Here is a 22,220-nt window from a genome sequence, read left to right as displayed (position 1 = left end):
GCATAAACCCGACGGACATAAGGAGGAATTCGAATGTCTTCCACGTATTTACCTCCCGATCTGGGAGAAAGTGTGCAGGAAGTTTTTTACCCAGATGTGCAAACCACTGTGAACCTGTTCGCCATTCATCTGCGCAGTGTTGGAACCGACTGGGACTATCCGGCGCACGAGCACCCTCAATATGAACTCAATTATGTAACAGAGGGTGTGCAGTATATGACGATAAACGGCACTTTATATGTACAAAACGCGGGCGAACTGCTGTTGATCCCTCCGGGAAGTATACATTCCAGTCAAAGCCGCAACGGGCAGGGTTTCACTTATTTCTGTATGCATTTTGACATCGATGATCAGTTGTTTCTCTCCCTCCTGGCTCGAATCCAACAAGTATTGTTCAGTGCAGATAGCCCGGTTACCCGGCAGATTGAACCGGTGCTGCACAAACTGATGTCCTCTGCTCACGATCAATCCGCGAGTGCCATGGTAAAGCGTATGCAACTGCAATCCGCGGTATTTGAACTATTCGGACATCTATGGGAGACCGTTTCGCAGGAAGCGGCACAGACGTTTACGGATGGATACGAGCGAATTGAACTGGCGCACCAGATTCGTACGCGTCTGCAAGGGCTAATGAGCCAGCAATTCAAGCAGGGACATGAATCCGACAGCCACTATGGAATTGATGATGTCGCCGCTGAACTGGGCATCAGTACTTCGCATTGCAATCGTGTGTTCAAACAAGTATTCGGGCAGTCCCCACGTACCGTTTTATCGCAAATGGTGCTACACGAGGCCAAAGTTCTGTTAGGGAATCCGCAGCTCTCTGTGCAAAATATCGCGGTGATGCTCGGGTATAAGGATATTGCCCATTTCAGCCGTCAATTCAAACGGTGGTCCGGGATGTCGCCTTCGCGTTATAGGCAGGAACAGCCTGTTCTGGAGTAATGTCCAGCAACAGGTTGTTTTTAGTTAATGCTTCATTGGATTGTTGAGAATATCCATTTTCTGTTTATTTGAAGTTCCACATGAATCAGTAGTCAGGTTCCAGAACGTTAATGTTATTGACATTACTTCAGCAAACGTTTGATCAGCGAAATTTTATTATTATAAGGCGGGTACAGCAGATGTGGATTAATCTTGGTGCTTTTTTTCAGGACACCCTTCATATGTGAAAAGGTTTCGAAGCTATACCGTCCATGGTACGAGCCAATTCCGGAATGACCTACGCCTCCAAACGGCAATCGCGGGTTAGCGACATGAGTAATGGTATCATTAATGCATCCTCCGCCAAAAGAAACCTCGGTTAACACTCGATCCTGAACCGCTGAATCGGATGTGAAAAGATACAAAGCGAGCGGCTTTGGACGTTTAACAATTTCTGCAATAACTTCATCCAGATGCCCGTAACTGATGATCGGCAAAATCGGCCCAAAAATCTCGTCTTCCATTGTAGCTGCATTCCATGAGTCCGCATCAATTAAGGTAGGCTCGATAAAGCGATGCTCCTCGTCTGAAGTTCCACCGTAGATCACCTGATTCCGATCTTGTTCAATAAGCGTGGTGAGTCGTTTGAAATGTGACTTGTTCACAATGCGCCCATAATCCTTGTTATGCTGAATATCCGTTCCAAAAAAGGTTACAATTGCTGCCTTCAACGCATCAATCAAGGGCTGTTTCACACGCTCATGTACCAGGAGGTAATCGGGTGCAATACAGGTCTGGCCTGTGTTAAGCAACTTACCCCAAATAATACGCTCAGCCGCAACTTGAATATCTGCCTGCTCATCTACAATGACAGGACTTTTCCCTCCAAGTTCAAGCGTGACAGGAACAAGGTTTTTCGCTGCAGCCTCCATCACGATTTTGCCCACGGGTACACTGCCTGTAAAAAAGATATAATCGAACGGCGCATGAATAAGTGCTGTCGTTGTGTCTTTCGCCCCTTCAACCACCTGTACATATTCCGGCTCGAATACTTCCCCAATCAAATCCCGTATAACAGCCGATACAGCAGGGGTGTTCTCGGATGCTTTAAGCACCGCGGTATTGCCTGCGGCAATTGCACCGACCAGAGGTTCAATGAGAAGCTGAAATGGATAATTAAACGGCCCAATAATAAGAACCGCACCGTAAGGCTCAGGAATGATATAACTTTTGGAGCCAAGGAGCGCCAATTGTGTTCTGACCTTGACAGGTTTCACCCACTTTTTGATTTTGCGCATCGTGTGTGTGATGCTGTCGAGCATAAATCCGATTTCTGTCGTGTAGGATTCAAATTCACTTTTGCCTAAATCTTGATACAACGCCTGCGTCAGTCTGGATTCATACTTCTGTATAGCCTGTTTTAACCTGGACAATCGCTCTATTCGTACTTCAGCTGTGCGCGTAGCACCCGAACGAAAAAAAGCACGTTGTTTCTCCAGAATTGTGTGTACATCTTCAAGGGTGAGCTCCTGAAACGTTGTCATAATAGTTATACTCCTTCTTTATTAGATTACCGATGAAAGGTTTAAACTAACGAACCTATAGGATACATGCCTTGGCATGTTATTTTATTTTTGCTTGTCGTTGCTCTGTTTACTATAAATATTGTAGCCCAGTACTTAGTTGATACCTTGCATAGGCATACTTGCCTTAGCATCTTTGCGTAGGTAGCATCAGCTAATTTGTTTAAAGACATTCCTCTTCAAGTGCAGCGACTAGCTGTTTCAGCAGATCGACGGAACCATGCAACGAAGCTGAATAATAACGTTGTGTGCCCTTCTGTTCTACGGAGATAAGCCCCTTCTCCAGCAGCAACTTCAAATGATGGGATATGGCTGGACGGGAGAGGCTGGACTGTTCCGTAATTTCATTCACGGTCATTTGTCCTTTCTCACTCAGCATAAGCAAAATGGACTGACGATGGTTGTCGCTAAGCACCTGAAATAACGGGATACAGGTTTGGAAAATCGTGATCGCTTTCTGGCTCATATTTACACCTCAATGTTCATTCTACATTCTCTATGGTCACTATCATTCTCTATAGCCATTATCATTAACTATAACCTCTATAGGTATTTTCATTCGTTTAAACATTTAAACCTATATATCGAATTGTACATCCTCATATCTCAAATTTCAAGCTAAACAGCTCACAACATGTAATTCATCAAAATAAAACGCTTCCACGCTGCCACACTTGTATGGTAGTATGGCAATGAAGGAGTTGAAGTTGTGGATCATACCCCCAAGTTATCATCCAAAGCCGGTTTGTCGCCCTTATCCAGCCATTTGTCTGCGCTGAACAAGCAATCTTACTCGACACGAGATTTGGTGTATGACACGCTGAAACAACAGATTTTGAGTCTGCAGTTGCCTCCAGGCACAGCTATTTCGGAGAAAGAAATCGCCCTGGATTTTCAGATTAGCCGAACTCCTGTGCGCGAAAGTTTTGTCCGTTTGGCTCAGGAAGGTCTGCTGGAAGTGTATCCGCAGCGCGGTACGTATGTCTCCCTCATTCAAGTTGATCTGGTCGAAGAAGCCAGATTTATGCGCGAGCAGCTTGAACGAGCCGTCATTCGTCTAGCTTGTGCACACTTTCCAGAGGAGCAGATGTCTGCCCTTGAACATAATCTTACACAGCAGCAGCAATGTCAGAACGAACCGGACGATGGACGCATGTTTCAACTGGATGAGGAGTTCCATAGCACTCTTTTTGCAGGTTGTAATAAAAGCAACACCTGGACCGTGATTCAGCAGATGAATGTGCACTTGAACCGAAGCCGGATGCTTCGTCTGTCTTCGGATCATCATTGGGATCACTTGATTGAGCAACACCGCTCCATGGTTCAGGCGATTCAGCAGCAAGATGCAGAGAAAGCAGAACGTCTGATGCAGGATCATTTGCATTTGACTGTAACAGATCTGGCTGTCCTGCGAAGTACATATCCTTCCTACTTTCAATAAGTTGGGAATGACTGCTTTCACATCGTAATGCATACTGTTGCTTCCACTAATTAGGATGAGGTGAATGGGATGAAGATGGTTTTTCGCTGGTTTGGCGAAGGCAATGACACGGTATCGCTGGATCAGATCCGGCAAATCCCCGGCGTCGAAGGCATTGTATGGGCATTGCATGATGTTCCTGCAGGCGACGAGTGGCCGATGGACAAAATACTCGCTGTCAAGGCAGCTGCGGACAAAGCCGGGCTGCATCTGGATGTGGTAGAAAGTGTTAATATTCATGAAGATATCAAGCTTGGCTTGCCTTCCCGGGACAAGTATATTAGCAATTACATTAAAACCATGGAGAAACTTGCCCAAGTGGGGGTCAAGGTGATCTGTTATAATTTTATGCCGATCTTCGACTGGCTACGTACCGACCTGCACAAAGAAATGGAGGACGGATCAACAGCTCTCTTCTATGAGGCCAGCAAAATTGAGAACATTGAACCACTTGAACTGGTTCGCAAAATCAATGAAAACTCCACCCTGACGATGCCGGGTTGGGAACCGGAACGACTGCAGTATTTGACAGGCTTGTTTGAAGCCTACAAAGAGGTAACTGAGGAAGATATGTGGGACAATGCACGTTACTTCCTGCAAGAGATCATCCCTGCCGCCGAGCGGCTTGGCATTCGAATGGCTATCCATCCGGATGATCCGCCATGGCCGATCTTTGGATTACCTAAGATTATTATCAATCAGAACAATGTGCGCAGATATTTGAATCTGTATGATAGTCCGGCGAATAGTGTGACCCTGTGCAGCGGCTCTCTGGGGGCGAACCCGGACAATGATATCATCGGCATGATTCATGAATTCGGAGATCGGATACCCTTTGCGCACATCCGTAATGTGAAGGTCTATGAGAATGGTGACTTTATCGAAACTTCTCACCGCAGTCAGGACGGAAGTGTAGATATCGCGGGGGTTGTAGAAGCCTATCATCATATTGGTTTTGAAGGATACGCGCGGCCTGACCACGGACGGCATTTGTGGGGAGAAGAATGCAGACCAGGTTACGGGCTGTATGATCGCGCACTTGGTATTATGTATCTCTGGGGTGTCTGGGATTCACTGCAAAGGAGGGCAAACGCATGAGCGAACACAACTCGAATCTGAATCTGGAGCGTACTTCTCGCCTTCAAGGCAAAACAGCCGTTATTACCGGAGGGGCAGGCGTATTATGCCGCTCTATGGCTGAAGAACTCGCAAGGCACGGCGCCAAGGTGGCCATCCTGAACCGGACGGTATCCAAAGGTCAAGACGTAGCAGCCGCGATTGAAAAAGCCGGGGGTCGTGCCATTGCCGTTGCATGTGATGTGACCCAGGCCGAAAGTGTGCAGGCCGCAGCCGATATCGTTCGCGAACAACTCGGCCCATGTGACCTATTGATTAACGGTGCAGGCGGTAATAACGCCAGTGCCAATACCACGAATGAAATTTTTAAACCGGAGGATTTGGGAAATCCGGATGTAACCACCTTTTTTGATGTCAGTGTAGAGGGATTTCGGCAGGTCATGGATCTGAACTTTGTCGGTTCGCTCATCCCGACTCAAATTTTTGCCAAACACATGATTGAGCGCGATCTACCGGCTACGGTCATCAATATATCATCCATGAGCGCCCCATCTCCCATGACCAAAGTGCCAGCATACAGTGCTGCCAAAGCTGCCATTAACAATTTTACACAGTGGCTTGCTGTGCATCTGGCGGAGTCCGGGATTCGAGTCAATGCGATTGCTCCCGGCTTCTTCCTGACCGAGCAAAATCGTAATCTGCTTCTACAACCGGATGGCTCCCCTACGGAGCGCTCCAGCAAAATTATTGCGCATACCCCAATGCGCCGTTTTGGTAAACCGGAAGATCTGCTCGGTACGTTAATGTGGCTGGCAGATGAGCATCAGTCCGGCTTCGTGACCGGCATTGTTGTGCCTGTAGACGGCGGATTCATGGCCTATTCCGGCGTATAGTTTTCTTTTTTGACACTTCTATTGTCTGGAACAGATTCACAATCAAACCGAAACTCGTGATATGCTCACGGGCTTCGGTTTTTTTGGCGTTGATTTGACGTTTAGCCAGTAAGGAATAAGTTGGAACGTTGTGGGCAAGGATTGTGGGTGTAAAGGATGGTGAGACGGATATGATGGAGGAAACTACAGTGGTTGCCGTTCGAGCGATTATTGCTTTTCTCACTTTAATTGTCTATACGAGGGTACTGGGAAAACAACAGATGGGCAACCTTACCTATTTTGATTATATTAACGGCATTACGATTGGCTCCATTGCTGGTACGTTTGCCACGGATTTGTCGTCCAAAGCGTGGATTCATTTTGTAGCGTTAACCATCTTCACCTTGATCACCATTATATTTCAATACATTACACTCAAAAGTCGAGCCTTCTCCCAAATCATGGACTCCGACCCCACTCTGGTTATTCAGAATGGCAAAATTCTGGAGCAAAATCTGAATCAAATGCGCGTCAAGTTCGACGAACTTACGATGATGCTGCGGCAAAAGGATGTATTTGACCTGACCACGGTCGATTATGGCATTTTAGAACCGGACGGCACCCTCTCCATTGCTCTAAGAGCAGAGAATCAGCCCGTTACCGCAAAGGATATGCACATGCACCCTCCACCTCAGAAGCTCATGACGGAGCTCATTATTGACGGTGTGCTGATGAAGGAAAAATTGGTGGAGCGAAATAAGGACAGCCGCTGGTTAACCGAACAATTGAAAAAGCAAAATCTGACGATTCAGGAGATCGCATTTGCTGCCATTTTACCGAATGACAAGTTATATATCGATTTATATAAGGATCGGTTATCAGACAAGACCAGCACAGATGAAGAAAAATAAACGTAACTAATTCTGAATGAATCTGAATTGATCTGAACTCGTAAAAACAATCTGACCAAACTTGTCCCTGGAGGTTCCGAAACGAAATGAAAAAGCATAAATGGCTGATCTATACGCTTCCCATCCTCATGCTATTGCTGTTCATCGCGATCATGGTTAGCGGCCCTTGGCTCAAAAAACCTTTTGGCACGCAGGATCGATTACTTGAATCCATCCAGAAGCTGGAGAAGCAGGTTCAGGACAAACAGTGGACACAAGCCAAAACTCAGGTTGAGTACGCTATGCAAGCTTGGGATCGGATCGTCAACCGTATTCAATATAGCGTGGAGCGTGAGAGTATCTACGATATTCTAGGCGCACTTGCACGAATGCAAGGCGGCATCGCGGCGAAGGATGATCAGGCGATTATGGAGGAGATTTATTACTTTTATGCGTTATGGGATAACCTCGGGGACTAATTGCAAACCAGCTAAAAGTAGCTACATAAGAGGTACAGATCAATGCAGACTAATAGAAAAAACAAAAACACCTCCTTTTCAAAAAAAGGAAGTGCTCTTTACTCACCCTTCGAAAGGTCACCGTATCTACATTTCGCTCTTATGCTCTGTTTAACCCACGGGATTTCGAATTCGAGGCACTTGCTGAACCTTCTTTGCGGAAAAAGAGTGCAAGTGCTCCCTTTGCACACCATAGCGCAAACAAGGCAAACAACGTACCCCAGAATAGCGCGGGCATGAACGTCTGTTGCGCAAGATTGGCGGCATCTCCAGCCTGAGACGGACGAATCCAGGATGTCCAACCGATATACATCGCACTAACGACGGATTCTTCGAGCGTAATAAAAGCCAGCAGAAGATAGTAGTACTTGGCGATCTTTACACCAAAAATCATAATAATTACATTCAACGCGATAAACCCGGTCAACCACAACATACCGAATTCACCCCTGACATATAAAAGCAGCGATACAAGGGCAACAGCCGTCATAATCCCCAAGCCCCACATGTGCCGCCCTTTGCGGTACAAATAAAACAGTAGCCATGCAAAAAGCGACGCACCAATGTACCCTGCCAGCGAAACAAAAATCGCTCTTCCCGATGTCAGCATAGACGAATACGTTACACCGCTATGATCCGCGTATAATTCAATGCGCAGCACTTTACCAGACAAAACCAGTGTCATTAGCGCATGAGCGAATTCATGAATCATCGTATCCAAATTACGAAACAAGGACGAGAACGGGATAAACCGGGTTAGAAATACAGAGGCCATAAGAAAAAGTATCGTTTTGAGCCACTTGTTCAATCTGTTCAGACCTCCTTGCCTTCAAGTAGCGAGCCTATCCATTATATTACGTCAGGCTTCCCTACTTCGTTTCGTCTTTTGAAGTCAAGCGCGCACTGCTCCATCCACCAGCAGAAGCTTCGATTGTGTCCAATGAAAAAAGAAGATAGATCATATCGCCCCCGGCCTTTCTCATAAGTAACCATAAGTCGATTTCGCATCCGCACCATTGCATCGTTCACAAACTGCTCTGCCGCTTGGCTCTGAATGAGCGTTACATAGGCATATAGAGAATGATCGACAGGTTCATCCAGCGGACTGACCCCGGCACATGAAAACTCGGTCCGCACCCCTGCTTCCTTCAGCAGGCTCAGTGTACGAACCAGCTCTGCATCGACTTCTACCCCATTCCATATCGCCGTCCGTTTAGGTGACACGGTTCGTTTGTCCCGTTCTGTCCAGTGCAGGAGTTCCTGTTTCCGTCTTCTCCACAGATGAGACGGCTGTTCACTTAACAGCACTTCCTGTTCTTCATTTCCTTCATATAAATTCATCTTGTTCCTCCTGGTCTGCATCTCCGATCATCTCAAACGAAAGAGAGCACATCACTGTGCTCTCTGCTTCGCAAAAGGCAAAGGAACAGGTCACGTTCATTCCTCAGCATGTTGTTATATTGTACCTTTTTCGGTGAAAAGCATCAAATGACAATCATCGTTTCTACTCGTTCAATGCCAGCTTCAACGCTTCCAGATTCTCTCTCATCACACGGATGTAATCTTTGCCTGCCTTAATCTCATCTTCGGTCAGACCTTCGATGGGATTCAACACAGCCGTCTTGGCTCCAATCTCCTTGGCAATAGTTTCCGATACTTTGGATGAAACGAGCGTTTCGAAAAAGATTGTTTTCACCTTGTGTTCCTTGGCAAAATCAATAACCGACGCCATCTGCGCTGCGGATGGTTCCTGTTCAGGAGACAACCCGGCAATCGGAACCTGCTGCAAACCATACTCCGCTGCCAGATATGCAAAAGCCGCGTGTTGTGTAATGAAGTCCTTACGTTTGCTGTCCTTCACAGCCGCCTTGAAATCCTGATCAAGTGCTTCCAGCTTGGCGATATATGCATCGGCGTTTTGCTTGAACTGATCTGCATGTTGAGGTGCCGCTTTGGCAAGACCTGCTTCAATGTTACGTACTTCCTTGATAGCCAGTGCCGGGGACAACCATACATGAGGATCAAGTCCGCCATGATCGTGGTCATGCTCTTCGCCTGCTGCGACAGCATCGTCATGGTCGTGACCTTCCTTCGCAGTAGCATCATCCGCATGATCATGCTCTTCGGTCGTTGTTGCTTTGTCCGCGTGATCGTGGTCATGTTCTTCTTCCCCACCTTCACGAATGTTAATCCCTTGACTGGCTTCCACCTGTACAAGTTTACTATTGCTCAGGCTGTCTTTGACCTGATCCATCCAGGATTCCATCCCTGCCCCGTTGTAGACGAGAACGTCTGCTTTTTCAATACTGGCGATGTCCTGAGGCGTTGGTTCCCAGTCATGCGGCTCCATCGCTGGCGGGATAAGGGTATGTACATCGGCCAGATCACCCGCTACGTTTTTGGTGAATTCATACATCGGGTAAAAACTGACCTCTACATTCAATTTTTGTTCTGAAGTCGCCGGAGTTGATGCAGCTGCGGCCAGATCGGAATTGGACGCCGTTGTCTTTTGACCGCAGCCTGTTGCAACGAGTGCCAAACTGAAGATAAGTCCCAGCGCGGAAGTTTTGCCAAATTTCATCGTATGTTTCCCCATTTCATCTTTATGTGTTGCTTTTTGAATGAATATATAACGTTGCTGTCTGCTGTTGTTTTACTGCGCGATGACGTTTACGGTTGTATAGTGAAATCAGCTTTTGAGCCGATATTCCAGTCAACAGGAAAAGTAACAGGATGAGCGCAATGGTTCCTCCCGGAGGTGTATTCCACTGGTACGAAGCGGTGAGCCCGCTAAAAATGCCCGTCAGCCCTGTAATGATAGCAATAACAATGGCTGCGGCAAAACTGCGTGCAACTCTCAAAGCCAATGCTGCCGGTAATACAATTAGTGCAGATACAAGCAGTACACCTACAATCGGCATCGCAGAGGCCACGGCCATTCCGGTTAGTATCGCAAAGGCAAAGGATAAACCTCTGACCTGAACGCCTCCAATGGAGGCCGTCTCTTCATCAAATGTCAAATTGTATAACGGTCTTCGCAGAACGATAAAAAAGGTCAATCCGATCAAACATACCGCTGCCATCATCCACAGTTGAATATTACTCACCGCGACGATGGAACCAAACAGATAAGAACTAAAGGTTTTGGACAGATTCATTTTCAGACTCATTAACACAACAGCCAGAGCCAGGCCTGAGGTCATAATGATCGCAACAGGCACCTCACTGTATGTGCGATAGCTTCGCCTTAGCTGCTCCACCAGGAGTGCGCCAATAATCGCAACAGCGAAACCGCTCAGAACCGGATTCAGATTCATGACGGAACCCAGAGCAACCCCTGCCAGCGAAACGTGAGAAAGTGTATCCGCCATCAGCACCTGCCGTCGGAGCATCAGATATACACCCAGAATGGGTGCAATGATTCCAATTAGCCCTCCTGCCCAGAAAGCACGTTGCATGAATTCGTACTCAAACACTGCCATTCCTCACTTTCTTGTCGCTCCAAGGTGATCGTTCGATCAAGCCGGCTACCCACCTCTTCCAGACCATGTGTAACCATAATGATGGTGAGACCATGAACATCTGCATAGTGACGCATCAAGTCGTAGAACCCTTCTCTGCTGCGCCGATCCATACCGGTGGTAGGTTCATCCAGCACAAGCACTTGAGGCTGTCCAGCCAAGGCTCGTGCGATACAGATCCGCTGCTTCTGTCCGCCCGATAGCTCCCCTACACGTGCGTTGCGATATTCCCACATGCCAACCTCACGCAGGCTTCGTTCTACATTGGCCTCTTTGTCCGAGGTGAATCTCCGAAAAAGGCCCAGCTTATGATAACATCCGGATCGCACCAGTTCGATGACCGTGCTGGGAAAACCGCTATTAAACGAGGCGACTTGCTGAGGCACATAACCGATCTCCAGTTTTTTGCCTCGGAGCTGCTTTCTGTTCATATGTACCGAACCGCTCCAGGGCTTCAAGAGCCCCAGCAGCAGTTTCAACATCGTTGTCTTCGCAGAGCCATTCGGCCCCGTAATGCCAACAAATTCGCCCACATGAATATCCAGCGACAGCTGGTCAATGACCGGTTCTTTGCCATATCCAAATACGACCTCACGCATGGAAGATAAAATCATGGTGTTACCTCTTTCTTTTTCAGTAAGTATTACGATTTAGAAAATTCAAAAATTTTTTAGCGTGTTTCCCGGTGAATTGTCATCTTCTTCAAACGAGGTGAATACTTTTTCATCTCCAGACGTTCTGGATGGTTACGCTTGTTCTTCGTTGTTGTATAGTTGCGGTCTCCGCACTCTGTGCAGGCTAAAGTTACAATGACTCTCATGATGTTACCTCCTCTTTTATTCGTAATAATTACTATTTAATGATAGTAGCCTATGCCTTTTATTTTGTCAACTTCTTATCTTAGCTCCACTGTGGAAAAGGATCTTTCAGCTCGCGCCAGTTCATCTTCATCTCTTCATCCGTAAGTAATGTCTCGTCCAATGTTCGTTCAATGGCTGCACGATCCATATCGATCCCGATAAATACCAGCTTGGTTACCCGATCACCCCACTCTTCGTCCCAATCCGGAATAGCTGGAAGCGTGTCGCCAAAATGAAGATGCCGCTCCTCTTCGCTCATCGCTCCTACCCATATTCCAGCAGGTGCAAGCTGTTTGGACGTACCCGCATGGCTAAACGAAACAGCCATATGGTTACGTGTAGCCATCCACACCAACCCTTTGGAGCGAACGATACTGTCCGGCCACTTGGCGATCCAGCGCAGCAGGCGCTCGGGATGGAAAGGACGTTTGCGGTGGTATACAAACGAATGAATACCGTATTCCTCGGTCTCAGGCGTGTGCTCTTCTTTCATTAATTCGCGGATCCAGCCCGCGGACTGGCTTGCTTTTTCAAAATCAAACCGTCCTGTGTTCAAAATCTCTCTCGGATCAATCTGTCCATGCGTAGTACGAACCAACTTGGCCTCAGGCTGCATCGCGTGCAGTGCCTTTTCCAGCTTCGACAGCTCTTCTTCAGACACCAAATCACATTTGTTCAGCACCAGAACGTCACAAAATTCAACCTGATCGGTTAGCAAATGCACAATGCCCCGTACGTCATCTTCTCCAGCTTCCTGTCCGCGATCCTTAAGTGTCTCTTTCGAATAAAAGTCCCTCCAAAACTGAGCAGCATCCACCACCGTTACCATCGTGTCCAGACGAGTGAATTGGGTCAGATCAATGCCGAGTTCCTCATCAATGTACGTAAAGGTCTGTGCCACAGGAACCGGTTCACCAATGCCCGTGGATTCAATTAATATGTAGTCGAACGAGCCATCCAGCGCAAGCCGCTCCACCTCTTTCAGCAAATCTTCACGAAGTGTGCAGCAGATGCATCCGTTTGACATCTCAACCAGCTTCTCATTGATCCGTGACAACCCGCCTCCATCCCGAATCAAACCTGCATCAATATTGACTTCACTCAGATCGTTTACGATGACGGCCACACGCATGCCCTCCCGATTATGAAGCACGTGGTTTAACAAGGTGGTTTTACCTGCTCCAAGATAACCACTAAGAACCGTAACCGGCACTCGATTCGGAGTTTGTTGTTGTTTTTGTTGTTTTTGTTGTTGATCTGTTACTGACATCATTGTTTCCTCCACTTCTTATGGTTAAGTTAGTGATCCATCAAAGATTCTGGGATGTTGAGATAGAAAATAGGGACGATGGATGGTGTACTTAGATAGTCTACTTAGATTGTGTGCTTATTTGGGCGATGTACTTAATCGTAATAATTACGATTAAGTACATGGAGAACTATACCTTACTACTCCTTAACTTGTCAACTGCACGATTGTCGCACTGCGTGCAGCTCGCAGCACACAGTGTCTTGCTTCATGACAAGGGCGGTCAGTAATGAACATTTTAATCGTAATTCTACTGATTAGCTGATTAAATCAATGTATGTTGCAGCAAGTACAAGCATATATTCTAGCAAAGTTCTAGTAACGGAGGTCCTTTCATGAGAATGGCAGCTAGTTTGAAACTTCTCACCTTCCTGGTTCCCTGTGCCTTTCTGGTTCCGGTTGTTATTGCGTTTGCCCCCGATCTGAATAAGGTCTGGAATAGCGACGCGTTGCAAAATATAAAAACGGTATTTGTGAGTATTTTTCTGGAGGCAGCCCCCTTTCTGCTCATGGGGGTGTTCTTATCCTCTCTTATGCAGTGGTTTGTATCGGAAGAAATGGTGCGTAAACTCACACCCAAACATCCGGTTGGCGGCGTGCTTGTGGCGGGGTTGCTCGGTATTATTTTTCCCATCTGTGAATGTGGGATGATTCCGGTTGTGCGGCGGCTTATGCATAAAGGCATGCCTGCGTACATAGCGGTAACGTTTATTCTAAGCGGGCCTGTTGTCAATCCGATTGTGTTTACCGCAACTCTACTGGCATTTCCTAATCACCCTGAGATCACCATCGCTCGTATGGGGCTGGCATTTGCTGTGGCGGCTGCCGTTGGCGGGCTTGTGTATGTGTTTGTGAAACATAATCCTCTGCGTCTGCCCAAAACGATCGTGACCGAAGTAAAAACACATCCTGGTTTCAAAATGGCTTCTTCGCATTCGAACTCTCATACACATGAAGGTGCAGCTGCTCACTCGCACGGAGGGCCACATGACCCTCATCATACACACCCTAAGAATTGGCGTAGCTTTTTTCTTCATGCTGGTGACGAGTTCGTCGATATGAGCAAATATTTAGTAATTGGTGCCCTGATTACAGCTTGTATTCAGACCTTTGTCAGCCGGAGTGATCTGATTGCGCTTGGGAACGGCCCGGTTGCTTCGTATGTATTTATGATGGGGTTTGCTTATGTCTTGTCCTTGTGTTCTACTTCGGATGCTTTTGTGGCTTCGGCCTTTTCACATACATTTGCTCTGGGACCGCTGATTTCCTTCCTTGTTCTCGGTCCGATGCTTGATTTCAAAAGCACGCTGATGTTGCTCTCCACCTTCCGCACCCGCTTTGTCATTGGCTTAAGTCTGGCGATTATTGTTCTTGTCTTTGCAGGCTCGTGGCTAGTCAACATCTTAGGGTGAAGATGGTAAAACTTTTCGATGTGAACGTCGATTGGCAGTCCTAATTCTAAGAGGTAAGTAAAAACAACGGAGAATCAGAGGGATTAGATGAAAAGGAAACAAACTAGATGAGGTATGAAAAGGTTCGATGATTAGGGAAAGTATAATTGATTAATGCCATTAATGATTCATCCTATGAATTCATTTTCCGGCTAAGGTTTCATGATTTGTGAACTGATCTATAGAAGAAAGGAGTGGAGAACATGAGTCATATAAGTCATGCAATGAACAAGAGTTCTTGGGCAAAACGAACCTCCATTCCGTGGCATACCCTCATTCGTGCAGGATGGATCGGCTCTTTGGCTGGTTATATTATGCACCTCAAATCGAGCAACGCCCTCCATTATTATCTGGCTCCTACGATGCAAAAACTGCTTCTCGGTTGTGCAGTTCCACTCCTGTTTATAGCTGTGTTTATGATATGGCATGCTCTTTTTGGTCGAAATGAATTCGACTGCGGTTGCGAGCATCCTCCTCCTTCCGGGTTTTTTCGCAGCTCAATGGTCTATGGTTTGATTGCTCTACCATTATTGCTTGGCTTTCTGCTCCCAGATCACGCTTTGGGCAGTTCGATGGCCAGTCAGAAGGGTATGTCCCTGACGTATGCTCCGCCTGAAATTCGGCGTAAAGATCCATTGCCAGATGCGGCTGCTAAGTTGAGCGTGCAAGATTATACGGTCGCGCAAGGTACAAAACAGCAAAATGACAAGTTATCCGAAGTATCCTCCAGTGTGCAGTTTGTGCCGCCGGATGAATACAGCCGCGAATTCGCGGAGCTGGCAGAAAAGTTATACGTAGAACCTGTCATTCAGGTGTATCCCGAAATATTTTCAGAAACTCTAGGCACGATTGATATGTTCCAGCGCCAATTCACGGGTAAAGAGATTATGCTTACCGGATTCGTTTATCGGGATGACAGCATGGAACATCAATCTCATTTTGCGCTAGGACGTTTTCTCGTCATGTGTTGTCCGGCAGATGCGGCTCCTTTCGGTGTCATGATCCACCTTCCAAAGGCGAAGCAGTTTGAAAAAGATAGTTGGGTGCAGGTTCGTGGTATCATCGGCTCGGCGCAAGTAGACGGTAAAGACACCTTGGAGATTCGGGCAACAACCGTAATACCGATTAATCAGCCAGCTTCTCCATACATTTACACGAGCGCCGATTCCGTTAAGGCGTATGATAAGATCGTGAGTGAGTAAGTGATTGTGTGATTGAGTGAGTAGGATAGAAGAAGTAGAACATCATCGAGTTGAAAAAATTAACGAAAAGGGTCGCCAACACACCCTTCTTATTTCTAACGATCTCAGATGAGCTTATTTCGGTGAAAAAAGGGGCTCTGACATTCTAACGATCACCAGAGAGCTTATTTTGTTGAAAACACAAGAAAAACCCCCTATATCACCTTACATTTCTGAAATAGGGTTTCCTGTGATCGTTAGAAAAATTAAGGCCCTGATTCAACCAAAATAGCGTTTCTGGTGATCGTTAGAATTTCCAAGCCTCCTCAAAGTAGCTCTCTACCTGCTAGGAACGTAGTTTTTTAAATAGTTGTTAAGCGTTGTTAAGCGTTGTTAAGCGTTGTTAAATCGTTGGTTAGTAACTCGCCCAAGCGAATCAAATGCAGACACTGGCTTTATTTCAGTGGAAACGTGAAAAAGCTCTAAATTTACATAAAAAAGACGGGCAGATTATATCTGCTCCGTCTTCTTTGTTATATTACGTTCACCTGTATATTTACAATTGAATATTTACAACTGTATGTCCGCATGGGTGTTACGGCAGTTTTGTAGTAGTCTAGCAGACTACAGGCAGCAGGAAAGACACAAGTGCACTGTCAACCTGCTTTTCTATCCCACTTATTTAACTTATTTACCGTACTTATCCTTTACTCCGTTACGATATCATGAACCAATACAGGTGCATCGGCATGATCCGCGATCGTAATGTTTTCCTTAATTTTCGCAATTACTGCATCAACGTTTTCACGATTCGCATGGATGGTTACTAAAGATTCGCCAGCTTTCACCGGGTCGCCTACTTTTTTATTGAGCATCAAACCAACCGCCAGATCAATCTCGGACTCTTTCGTTGCACGACCAGCACCAAGAAGCATCGCCGCTGTTCCGATCTCGTCCGCGACAATTCCGGCTACATAACCGTTGCGATCTGCTGGTACTTCAATCAGATATTGTGCTTGTGGCAAGCGCTCTGGGTGATCCACCACAGAAGCATCGCCGCCTTGGTTCGCCAGGAAGTGTTTGAATTTCTCCAGCGCTTTACCGTTCTGGATCACTTCTTTTAGTTTCTCTTCAGCGTGCTCCAGTGAATCTGCTTTACCTGCGAGGAACACCATCTGACGTCCCAGTGCCAGGCACAGCTCTTCCAGATCTTTCGGGCCTTTACCTTGGAGCGTAAGAATCGCTTCTTTAACTTCCAGCGCGTTACCGATTGCAAGTCCTAGTGGCTGGGACATGTCGGAGATAACCGCCATTGTTTTGCGTCCTACATTGTTACCAATGCTAACCATGGCATGTGCCAACTCTTTAGCATCTTCTGTTGTTTTCATAAATGCGCCTGCGCCAGTTTTGACGTCCAGTACGATCGCATCTGCACCCGCTGCAATTTTCTTACTCATGATGGAACTTGCGATCAGCGGAATGGAGTTTACCGTTGCCGTTACGTCACGGAGAGCATACAGCTTTTTGTCCGCAGGTGTGAGGTTGCCGCTTTGGCCGATAACCGCTACCTTGTGCTCGTTTACGAGACGAATAAACTCTTCTTTTTCCAGTTCAACGTGGAACCCTGCAACAGATTCCAGCTTGTCCGTTGTACCGCCAGTGTGTCCCAGACCACGTCCGGACATCTTCGCTACAGGTACATCGAGTGCAGCCACGAGTGGTGCAAGCACCAAAGTGGTTGTATCACCCACACCTCCTGTGGAGTGTTTATCTACCTTAACCCCTTCGATAGCAGACAGGTCAATCGTTTCGCCCGAGTTTACCATCGACATGGTCAGATCTGCACGTTCCTTATCCGTCATATCTTTGAAAAATATAGCCATCGCCCATGCGCTAACTTGATAATCCGGGATTTCCCCTTGTGTATATCCTTGAACGACGAAATCGATCTCCGCTGTTGTCAGTTCTTTTCCGTCACGTTTTTTGGCAATGATGTCTACCATTCTCATGAAAATCTCTCCTTGTGTAAAATGAATTGAATGTACAGAACACGTGTTGAGCTTGGAGCCGTTCCGGACCCGGATCGTTCCTTCGAGCGCTGTTGTCTCCACATTTCTCTGAATCACCATTTCATGGTTGAAATTCGGAGACAAAGGCGCACGCTCCGCTTCTCCAGAATCGATTCCGGTTCCTTCACTCCATGCTTCAACACCAGTTTCGATAGGTTTACAGGGTAATCGCTGTATCCAACGCTACAACCATCATGTCGTTAAATGTTTTTTGGCGCTCTTCAGCAGAAGTTTCTTCACCTGTCAGCAAGTGGTCACTTACCGTCAGGATTGTCAAAGCATTCACACCGAACTTCGCAGCAATGGTGTACAGTGCTGTTGTTTCCATCTCTACACCAAGCACGCCATGTTTCATCAATTTCTCTGTCACCGAGCGGTCATCACGATAGAAAGAATCAGAGCTGAACACGTTACCGACATGAATTTTCATACCTTTTGCTGTAGCACGGTCATAAGCTTCCTTCAACAAGGAGAAGGTTGCGATTGGTGAGAAATCATATCCACCGAAAACATGTTTGTTCATGCTGGAATCCGTACAAGCTGCTTGTGCAAGGATCACATCACGCACACGTACATGCTCCTGCATTCCACCGCAAGTACCTACACGAATCAGGTTTTTCACGCCATATTCGCTAATAAGCTCATTTGCATAGATTGCAAAGGATGGAATTCCCATACCCGAACCTTGCACGGAAATCCGTTGACCTTGATATGTACCTGTATAACCGAGCATGCCACGAACTTCGTTGTAACATACAACGTCTTCCAGATACGTGTCCGCAATATATTTCGCGCGGAGCGGATCTCCTGGCAATAGGATCGTTTCTGCGATATCTCCTGGTTTTGCTCCGATATGTGTACTCATGTAATCTCCTCCAATAAATATCATCATTGTTTATTCGTTCAATTTGATAAAATCAAGCAATTACTACGCAAACATCATTCGTAATACGTAATTCTACTTCAAGTCGTTCAAGAAACTCTTGCCGTACTCTGGCAGTTTGACTCCAAAGTTATCCGCTACCGTAGCACCGAGATCGGCAAATGTACTGCGCAGTTCAAGCTTTTTACCCTCGCTGAAACGTGGGGAGTAAGCCAGCAGCGGTACATATTCACGCGTATGATCTGTGCCGCGGTAGGTTGGATCATTACCATGGTCAGCTGTGATCAGCAGCAGATCATCGTTTGTCATTTTCGCAAAAATCTCCGGTAAACGTGCATCATAGTCTTCAAGGGCTTGCGCATAACCTTGCGGATCACGGCGGTGACCGTATAACGCATCAAAATCAACGAGGTTCAGGAAGCTGAGTCCAGTGAACTCTTCATCCAGTGTTTCAGACAACTTGTCCATGCCATCCATATTGGAAACGGTACGTACGGACTTCGTCACCCCTTCGCCATCGTAGATATCCGCGATTTTACCCAGAGCAATAACATCCAAACCGCCGTCTTTCAATTCATTCATTACGGTGCGGCCAAACGGTTTCAGCGCGTAGTCATGACGGTTCGCTGTACGTTTCCAGTTCCCCGCTTCCCCCACGAATGGACGTGCAATAATACGTCCCAGCATATACGGATCTTCAAGCGTGATTTCACGACAGAACTCACAGATCTCATATAATTCTTTCAAAGGAACGACATCTTCATGAGCTGCAATTTGCAGAACGGAATCAGCCGACGTATATACGATCAGCGCGCCTGTTTCAACATGCTCGGCACCCAGTTCATCCAAAATTTCCGTACCGCTGGCTGGTTTGTTACCAATCACCTTACGGCCTGTCTTCTCTTCGATGCGCTGAATCAGCTCATCCGGGAAGCCGTTCTCGAACACGCGGAAAGGTGTATCAATGTACAGGCCCATAATCTCCCAGTGACCTGTCATCGTGTCTTTACCACGGGAAGCTTCCTGCATTTTGGTGTAGTACGCTTTAGGTTTATCCGCAACAGGAATACCCTGAATTGGTTCTATGTTAGACAGTCCGAGACTTGCCATATTCGGCATGTTCAGCCCCCCACGTTCACGTGCAATGTGACCCAACGTATCGACGTCAAAATCATCAAATTCTGCTGCATCCGGCGCTTCGCCGATCCCTACAGAATCCATAACAATCAGATGTACTCTTTTGAATGTTGACATAACTTAAGCACTCCTTCCAGCTTCCAATAATCTGACTTATAAAAACAGTCCAGTGATGATCGCAGACAGCACACTGACCAGCGATGCACCGTAAAGCAGCTTCAGACCGAAGCGGGCCACCACATTGCCCTGTTTCTCATGAAGTCCCTTCACCGCACCGGCAATAATACCGATGGAGGAGAAGTTGGCGAAGGATACGAGGAAGACGGATACGATACCCGTTGTTCTGGCAGACAACGCAGTTTGTTGACTCAGATTCAGCATCGCTACGAATTCGTTGGACACCATTTTGGTAGCCATAATACTTCCCGCCTGAATCGCTTCTTTCCAAGGGACACCCATAACAAAGGCAAACGGTGCAAACACATACCCAAGCAGTTCCTGGAACGAAATACCGATTACAGCGCTAAATATTCCGTTAATCAAGGCAATCAGGGCAACGAAACCGATCAGCATCGCCGCAACGACAATAGCAACTTTGAAACCGTCCAGAATGTATTCACCCAGCATTTCGAAGAACGATTGTTTCTCTTCTTCCCGCACTTCCAATATATCTTCTTCCTCTGTAACCTGATACGGATTGACGATGGAAGCAATGATAAAACCGCCGAAAAGGTTAAGCACCAGCGCCGTCACCACATATTTCGGATCAATCATTGTCATATAGGCACCGACAATGGACATCGATACCGTGGACATAGCTGATGCGCACAGGGTATAGAGCCGATGTTTCGGCAGCAGCCCGATTTGTTTTTTCACAGATATGAACACTTCAGATTGGCCCAGAATGGCCGAAGCAACCGCGTTATATGATTCCAGTTTGCCCATTCCGTTGATTTTGCTTAGTACCAGACCAATATATTTTATAACAAAAGGTAAGATTCGGATATACTGCAGGATACCAATTAAGGCAGAGATGACCACAATCGGCATTAACACAGTCAGGAAAAACGGGCCACTCCCGCCTTCTGCTCCAATGTTTACCAAACCGCCGAATACAAAAGTAATCCCCTCATTTGCATAATCAAGCAAGTTTTTAAATACAGTGGAAAACCCGCCAATCAGCCATGTTCCCACTTCCGTATTCAGCAAAGCGTAGGCTAGAACAATCTGTAAAACAATCATTACCGCAAGCGGTCGGTATCGAATCTGTTTTTTACCGTTACTAGCGATATACGCTAGTCCAAAAACAACGAGTAAGCCAAGAATGGCAATAAGGTATTTCATGTGATCGCTCCTTTGAAGATCGTTAATCCCGTTGTATACACAGCTCAAAGGGTATTAAATCTAACAATTAGACAGTTGGGTCAATGTAATTTTCAGAAATTTTTATAAAGCGCTTACAATAAATTCCGAAAATGGATTAGATGTGAGCTAACAACAGGCTTGGATATTGTATTGTGTAAGAATCCCCTGAACCCTGCCATCGTTTCAACAAGGTTCAGGAGAATAACTTATTTTAGTATGAAGAAGTAGACTCGCCGCCTTGCATGATTTTCACGCCAGAGCTTGCTCCGATTCGAGAAGCTCCTGCTTCAATCATCTTCTGCATATCTTCCAGGCTGCGTACGCCGCCAGAAGCTTTGACACCTACGTCTGGGCCAACAGTACGGCGCATCAGGGCGATATCTTCAGGTGTTGCTCCACCAGTGGAGAACCCTGTCGATGTTTTGACGAAATCTGCTCCGGCTCTGACAGCCGCTTGACAAGCACGTACCTTCTCATCGTCTGTTAACAGACAAGTTTCAATAATTACTTTTACCAATGTACCTGCTGCAGCTTCAACAACCGCACGAATGTCTTGCTCTACAATATCATCGTGACCATCTTTCAGTGCGCTGATATTAATAACCATATCGACTTCAGTTGCGCCTTTAGCAATGGCATCTTTCGTTTCGAATGCTTTTGTTTCGGAAGTGGATGCTCCCAGAGGAAAACCAATCACGGTGCAAATATCTACACCAGTGCCTTGAAGTTGCTGTGCAGAGTAAGATACCCAGCCCGGATTAACACATACAGATGCAAACTGGTATTGCTTCGCTTCTTCGGTCAATTTCGTAATCTCATTACGGGTTGCGTCTGCACGAAGCAGCGTGTGGTCGATCATTTTGGCTAATTGTGATGTAGTCAATTGAATCTCTCCCTTATCTGAACTGTGAACTTATATCCTTACACTAACATGAACATATGTAAAAATCAATTTGAACTTATGTTCATTCATGATTTATTGATCCAATAATGAACGTTCTGTTACATCAAAGGAAAAACGACTTCTTCCGTTTATTTTCTGCCTTACATAGTAAAACATCCGCCCGGATGTCATGGCAGATGTTGTCACTGTTGTGTTA

The 22,220-nt window shown here is 46.4% G+C and carries 22 protein-coding genes; 8 read left to right on the top strand and 14 right to left on the bottom strand.

All coding sequences use genetic code 11. From position 1 onward, the window contains the following. Positions 1-33: 33 nt before the first annotated feature. Positions 34-945, top strand: a complete 912-nt coding sequence (locus tag ACUTVW_RS07015) for a helix-turn-helix domain-containing protein (protein ID WP_445645137.1) — start codon at positions 34-36, stop codon at positions 943-945. 122 nt (positions 946-1,067) lie between these two features. Here the strand turns inward: ACUTVW_RS07015 and ACUTVW_RS07010 are convergent, their stop codons facing one another. After that, the gene (locus ACUTVW_RS07010; protein ID WP_445645136.1) at positions 1,068-2,468 is read right to left on the bottom strand and encodes an aldehyde dehydrogenase; all 1,401 of its coding nucleotides are present in this window, start codon (positions 2,466-2,468) and stop codon (positions 1,068-1,070) included. Between the two features lie 202 nt (positions 2,469-2,670). Continuing rightward, complete coding sequence (locus ACUTVW_RS07005; protein ID WP_434750948.1) at positions 2,671-2,973, bottom strand: ArsR/SmtB family transcription factor; 303 nt, start codon at positions 2,971-2,973, stop codon at positions 2,671-2,673. Between the two features lie 300 nt (positions 2,974-3,273). Between ACUTVW_RS07005 and ACUTVW_RS07000 the strand changes: the two genes are divergently transcribed. The 5 genes from ACUTVW_RS07000 to ACUTVW_RS06980 all read left to right on the top strand — a co-directional run bounded on the left by ACUTVW_RS07000 (position 3,274) and on the right by ACUTVW_RS06980 (position 7,305). Then, on the top strand, positions 3,274-3,948 hold the full coding sequence (locus tag ACUTVW_RS07000; RefSeq protein ID WP_445645479.1) for a GntR family transcriptional regulator: 675 nt from the start codon (positions 3,274-3,276) through the stop codon (positions 3,946-3,948). A gap of 69 nt (positions 3,949-4,017) precedes the next feature. Further along, entirely contained in the window at positions 4,018-5,085 is a 1,068-nt protein-coding gene (gene uxuA / locus ACUTVW_RS06995; RefSeq protein ID WP_445645135.1) for a mannonate dehydratase, read from the top strand. Further along, entirely contained in the window at positions 5,082-5,957 is an 876-nt protein-coding gene (locus tag ACUTVW_RS06990) for an SDR family oxidoreductase (RefSeq protein WP_445645134.1), read from the top strand. Before uxuA ends, ACUTVW_RS06990 begins: the two co-directional genes overlap by 4 nt. Before the next feature lie 128 nt (positions 5,958-6,085). Beyond that, positions 6,086-6,847, top strand: coding sequence for a DUF421 domain-containing protein (locus tag ACUTVW_RS06985; RefSeq protein ID WP_445645133.1), 762 nt, complete (start codon positions 6,086-6,088; stop codon positions 6,845-6,847). Positions 6,848-6,933: 86 nt separating this feature from the next. Continuing rightward, complete coding sequence (locus tag ACUTVW_RS06980; protein WP_445645132.1) at positions 6,934-7,305, top strand: DUF4363 family protein; 372 nt, start codon at positions 6,934-6,936, stop codon at positions 7,303-7,305. Between the two features lie 139 nt (positions 7,306-7,444). On the opposite strand, the gene ACUTVW_RS06975 is transcribed toward ACUTVW_RS06980, so the two are convergent. From ACUTVW_RS06975 to ACUTVW_RS06945, 7 genes are all read right to left on the bottom strand, one after another. Continuing rightward, the gene (locus ACUTVW_RS06975) at positions 7,445-8,152 is read right to left on the bottom strand and encodes a M50 family metallopeptidase (RefSeq protein ID WP_445645131.1); all 708 of its coding nucleotides are present in this window, start codon (positions 8,150-8,152) and stop codon (positions 7,445-7,447) included. A gap of 41 nt (positions 8,153-8,193) precedes the next feature. Continuing rightward, positions 8,194-8,685 (bottom strand): hypothetical protein, encoded by a 492-nt coding sequence (locus ACUTVW_RS06970; RefSeq protein ID WP_445645130.1) that lies wholly within the window; start codon positions 8,683-8,685, stop codon positions 8,194-8,196. A 163-nt stretch (positions 8,686-8,848) separates the two neighbouring features. Then, on the bottom strand, positions 8,849-9,925 hold the full coding sequence (locus tag ACUTVW_RS06965; protein WP_445645129.1) for a metal ABC transporter substrate-binding protein: 1,077 nt from the start codon (positions 9,923-9,925) through the stop codon (positions 8,849-8,851). Positions 9,926-9,947: 22 nt separating this feature from the next. Beyond that, positions 9,948-10,826, bottom strand: a complete 879-nt coding sequence (locus tag ACUTVW_RS06960) for a metal ABC transporter permease (RefSeq protein ID WP_445645128.1) — start codon at positions 10,824-10,826, stop codon at positions 9,948-9,950. Further along, a complete protein-coding gene (locus ACUTVW_RS06955; RefSeq protein ID WP_445645127.1) occupies positions 10,772-11,479 on the bottom strand; it encodes a metal ABC transporter ATP-binding protein in 708 nt (235 codons plus the stop codon). Before ACUTVW_RS06955 ends, ACUTVW_RS06960 begins: the two co-directional genes overlap by 55 nt. Before the next feature lie 56 nt (positions 11,480-11,535). Then, a complete protein-coding gene (rpmG, locus tag ACUTVW_RS06950) occupies positions 11,536-11,685 on the bottom strand; it encodes a 50S ribosomal protein L33 (protein ID WP_036613813.1) in 150 nt (49 codons plus the stop codon). 80 nt (positions 11,686-11,765) lie between these two features. After that, a complete protein-coding gene (locus ACUTVW_RS06945) occupies positions 11,766-12,998 on the bottom strand; it encodes a GTP-binding protein (protein WP_445645126.1) in 1,233 nt (410 codons plus the stop codon). 371 nt (positions 12,999-13,369) lie between these two features. On the opposite strand from ACUTVW_RS06945, the gene ACUTVW_RS06940 reads away from it, so the two are divergent. Both ACUTVW_RS06940 and ACUTVW_RS06935 read left to right on the top strand, forming a co-directional pair. Beyond that, positions 13,370-14,446 (top strand): permease, encoded by a 1,077-nt coding sequence (locus ACUTVW_RS06940; RefSeq protein WP_445645125.1) that lies wholly within the window; start codon positions 13,370-13,372, stop codon positions 14,444-14,446. A gap of 242 nt (positions 14,447-14,688) precedes the next feature. Next, on the top strand, positions 14,689-15,687 hold the full coding sequence (locus ACUTVW_RS06935; protein WP_445645124.1) for a TIGR03943 family putative permease subunit: 999 nt from the start codon (positions 14,689-14,691) through the stop codon (positions 15,685-15,687). Between the two features lie 686 nt (positions 15,688-16,373). On the opposite strand, the gene ACUTVW_RS06930 is transcribed toward ACUTVW_RS06935, so the two are convergent. From ACUTVW_RS06930 to deoC, 5 genes are all read right to left on the bottom strand, one after another. After that, complete coding sequence (locus tag ACUTVW_RS06930) at positions 16,374-17,675, bottom strand: pyrimidine-nucleoside phosphorylase (protein ID WP_445645123.1); 1,302 nt, start codon at positions 17,673-17,675, stop codon at positions 16,374-16,376. A 217-nt stretch (positions 17,676-17,892) separates the two neighbouring features. Then, entirely contained in the window at positions 17,893-18,600 is a 708-nt protein-coding gene (deoD, locus tag ACUTVW_RS06925; protein ID WP_445645122.1) for a purine-nucleoside phosphorylase, read from the bottom strand. A 93-nt stretch (positions 18,601-18,693) separates the two neighbouring features. Next, complete coding sequence (gene deoB, locus ACUTVW_RS06920; protein ID WP_445645121.1) at positions 18,694-19,872, bottom strand: phosphopentomutase; 1,179 nt, start codon at positions 19,870-19,872, stop codon at positions 18,694-18,696. 36 nt (positions 19,873-19,908) lie between these two features. After that, positions 19,909-21,099, bottom strand: coding sequence for a NupC/NupG family nucleoside CNT transporter (locus ACUTVW_RS06915; protein WP_445645120.1), 1,191 nt, complete (start codon positions 21,097-21,099; stop codon positions 19,909-19,911). A 232-nt stretch (positions 21,100-21,331) separates the two neighbouring features. Beyond that, positions 21,332-21,979 carry a deoxyribose-phosphate aldolase gene (gene deoC / locus ACUTVW_RS06910; protein WP_445645478.1) on the bottom strand — a complete coding sequence of 216 codons (648 nt, stop codon included), beginning with the start codon at positions 21,977-21,979 and terminating at the stop codon, positions 21,332-21,334. Positions 21,980-22,220 lie beyond the last annotated feature (241 nt).

The sequence above is a fragment of the Paenibacillus sp. TSA_86.1 genome, from assembly GCF_052691815.1.
The sequence above is the reverse complement of the archived record's forward strand: the minus strand, read 5'-3'. Positions and strand labels throughout refer to the sequence as shown.

Excerpts from the sequence above, each read along its gene's own strand:
- deoD (WP_445645122.1), bottom strand. The coding sequence starts at position 18,600 with ATGAGTACACATATCGGAGCAAAACCAGGAGATATCGCAGAAACGATC.
- ACUTVW_RS06965 (WP_445645129.1), bottom strand. The coding sequence starts at position 9,925 with ATGAAATTTGGCAAAACTTCCGCGCTGGGACTTATCTTCAGTTTGGCA.
- ACUTVW_RS06980 (WP_445645132.1), top strand. The coding sequence starts at position 6,934 with ATGAAAAAGCATAAATGGCTGATCTATACGCTTCCCATCCTCATGCTA.
- ACUTVW_RS06935 (WP_445645124.1), top strand. The coding sequence starts at position 14,689 with ATGAGTCATATAAGTCATGCAATGAACAAGAGTTCTTGGGCAAAACGA.
- ACUTVW_RS07010 (WP_445645136.1), bottom strand. The coding sequence starts at position 2,468 with ATGACAACGTTTCAGGAGCTCACCCTTGAAGATGTACACACAATTCTG.
- ACUTVW_RS07005 (WP_434750948.1), bottom strand. The coding sequence starts at position 2,973 with ATGAGCCAGAAAGCGATCACGATTTTCCAAACCTGTATCCCGTTATTT.
- deoC (WP_445645478.1), bottom strand. The coding sequence starts at position 21,979 with ATGATCGACCACACGCTGCTTCGTGCAGACGCAACCCGTAATGAGATT.
- ACUTVW_RS06915 (WP_445645120.1), bottom strand. The coding sequence starts at position 21,099 with ATGAAATACCTTATTGCCATTCTTGGCTTACTCGTTGTTTTTGGACTA.
- ACUTVW_RS07015 (WP_445645137.1), top strand. The coding sequence starts at position 34 with ATGTCTTCCACGTATTTACCTCCCGATCTGGGAGAAAGTGTGCAGGAA.
- ACUTVW_RS06940 (WP_445645125.1), top strand. The coding sequence starts at position 13,370 with ATGAGAATGGCAGCTAGTTTGAAACTTCTCACCTTCCTGGTTCCCTGT.
- ACUTVW_RS06945 (WP_445645126.1), bottom strand. The coding sequence starts at position 12,998 with ATGATGTCAGTAACAGATCAACAACAAAAACAACAAAAACAACAACAA.
- ACUTVW_RS06930 (WP_445645123.1), bottom strand. The coding sequence starts at position 17,675 with ATGAGAATGGTAGACATCATTGCCAAAAAACGTGACGGAAAAGAACTG.
- rpmG (WP_036613813.1), bottom strand. The coding sequence starts at position 11,685 with ATGAGAGTCATTGTAACTTTAGCCTGCACAGAGTGCGGAGACCGCAAC.
- ACUTVW_RS06970 (WP_445645130.1), bottom strand. The coding sequence starts at position 8,685 with ATGAATTTATATGAAGGAAATGAAGAACAGGAAGTGCTGTTAAGTGAA.
- ACUTVW_RS06960 (WP_445645128.1), bottom strand. The coding sequence starts at position 10,826 with ATGGCAGTGTTTGAGTACGAATTCATGCAACGTGCTTTCTGGGCAGGA.
- uxuA (WP_445645135.1), top strand. The coding sequence starts at position 4,018 with ATGAAGATGGTTTTTCGCTGGTTTGGCGAAGGCAATGACACGGTATCG.
- ACUTVW_RS06990 (WP_445645134.1), top strand. The coding sequence starts at position 5,082 with ATGAGCGAACACAACTCGAATCTGAATCTGGAGCGTACTTCTCGCCTT.
- deoB (WP_445645121.1), bottom strand. The coding sequence starts at position 19,872 with ATGTCAACATTCAAAAGAGTACATCTGATTGTTATGGATTCTGTAGGG.
- ACUTVW_RS06955 (WP_445645127.1), bottom strand. The coding sequence starts at position 11,479 with ATGATTTTATCTTCCATGCGTGAGGTCGTATTTGGATATGGCAAAGAA.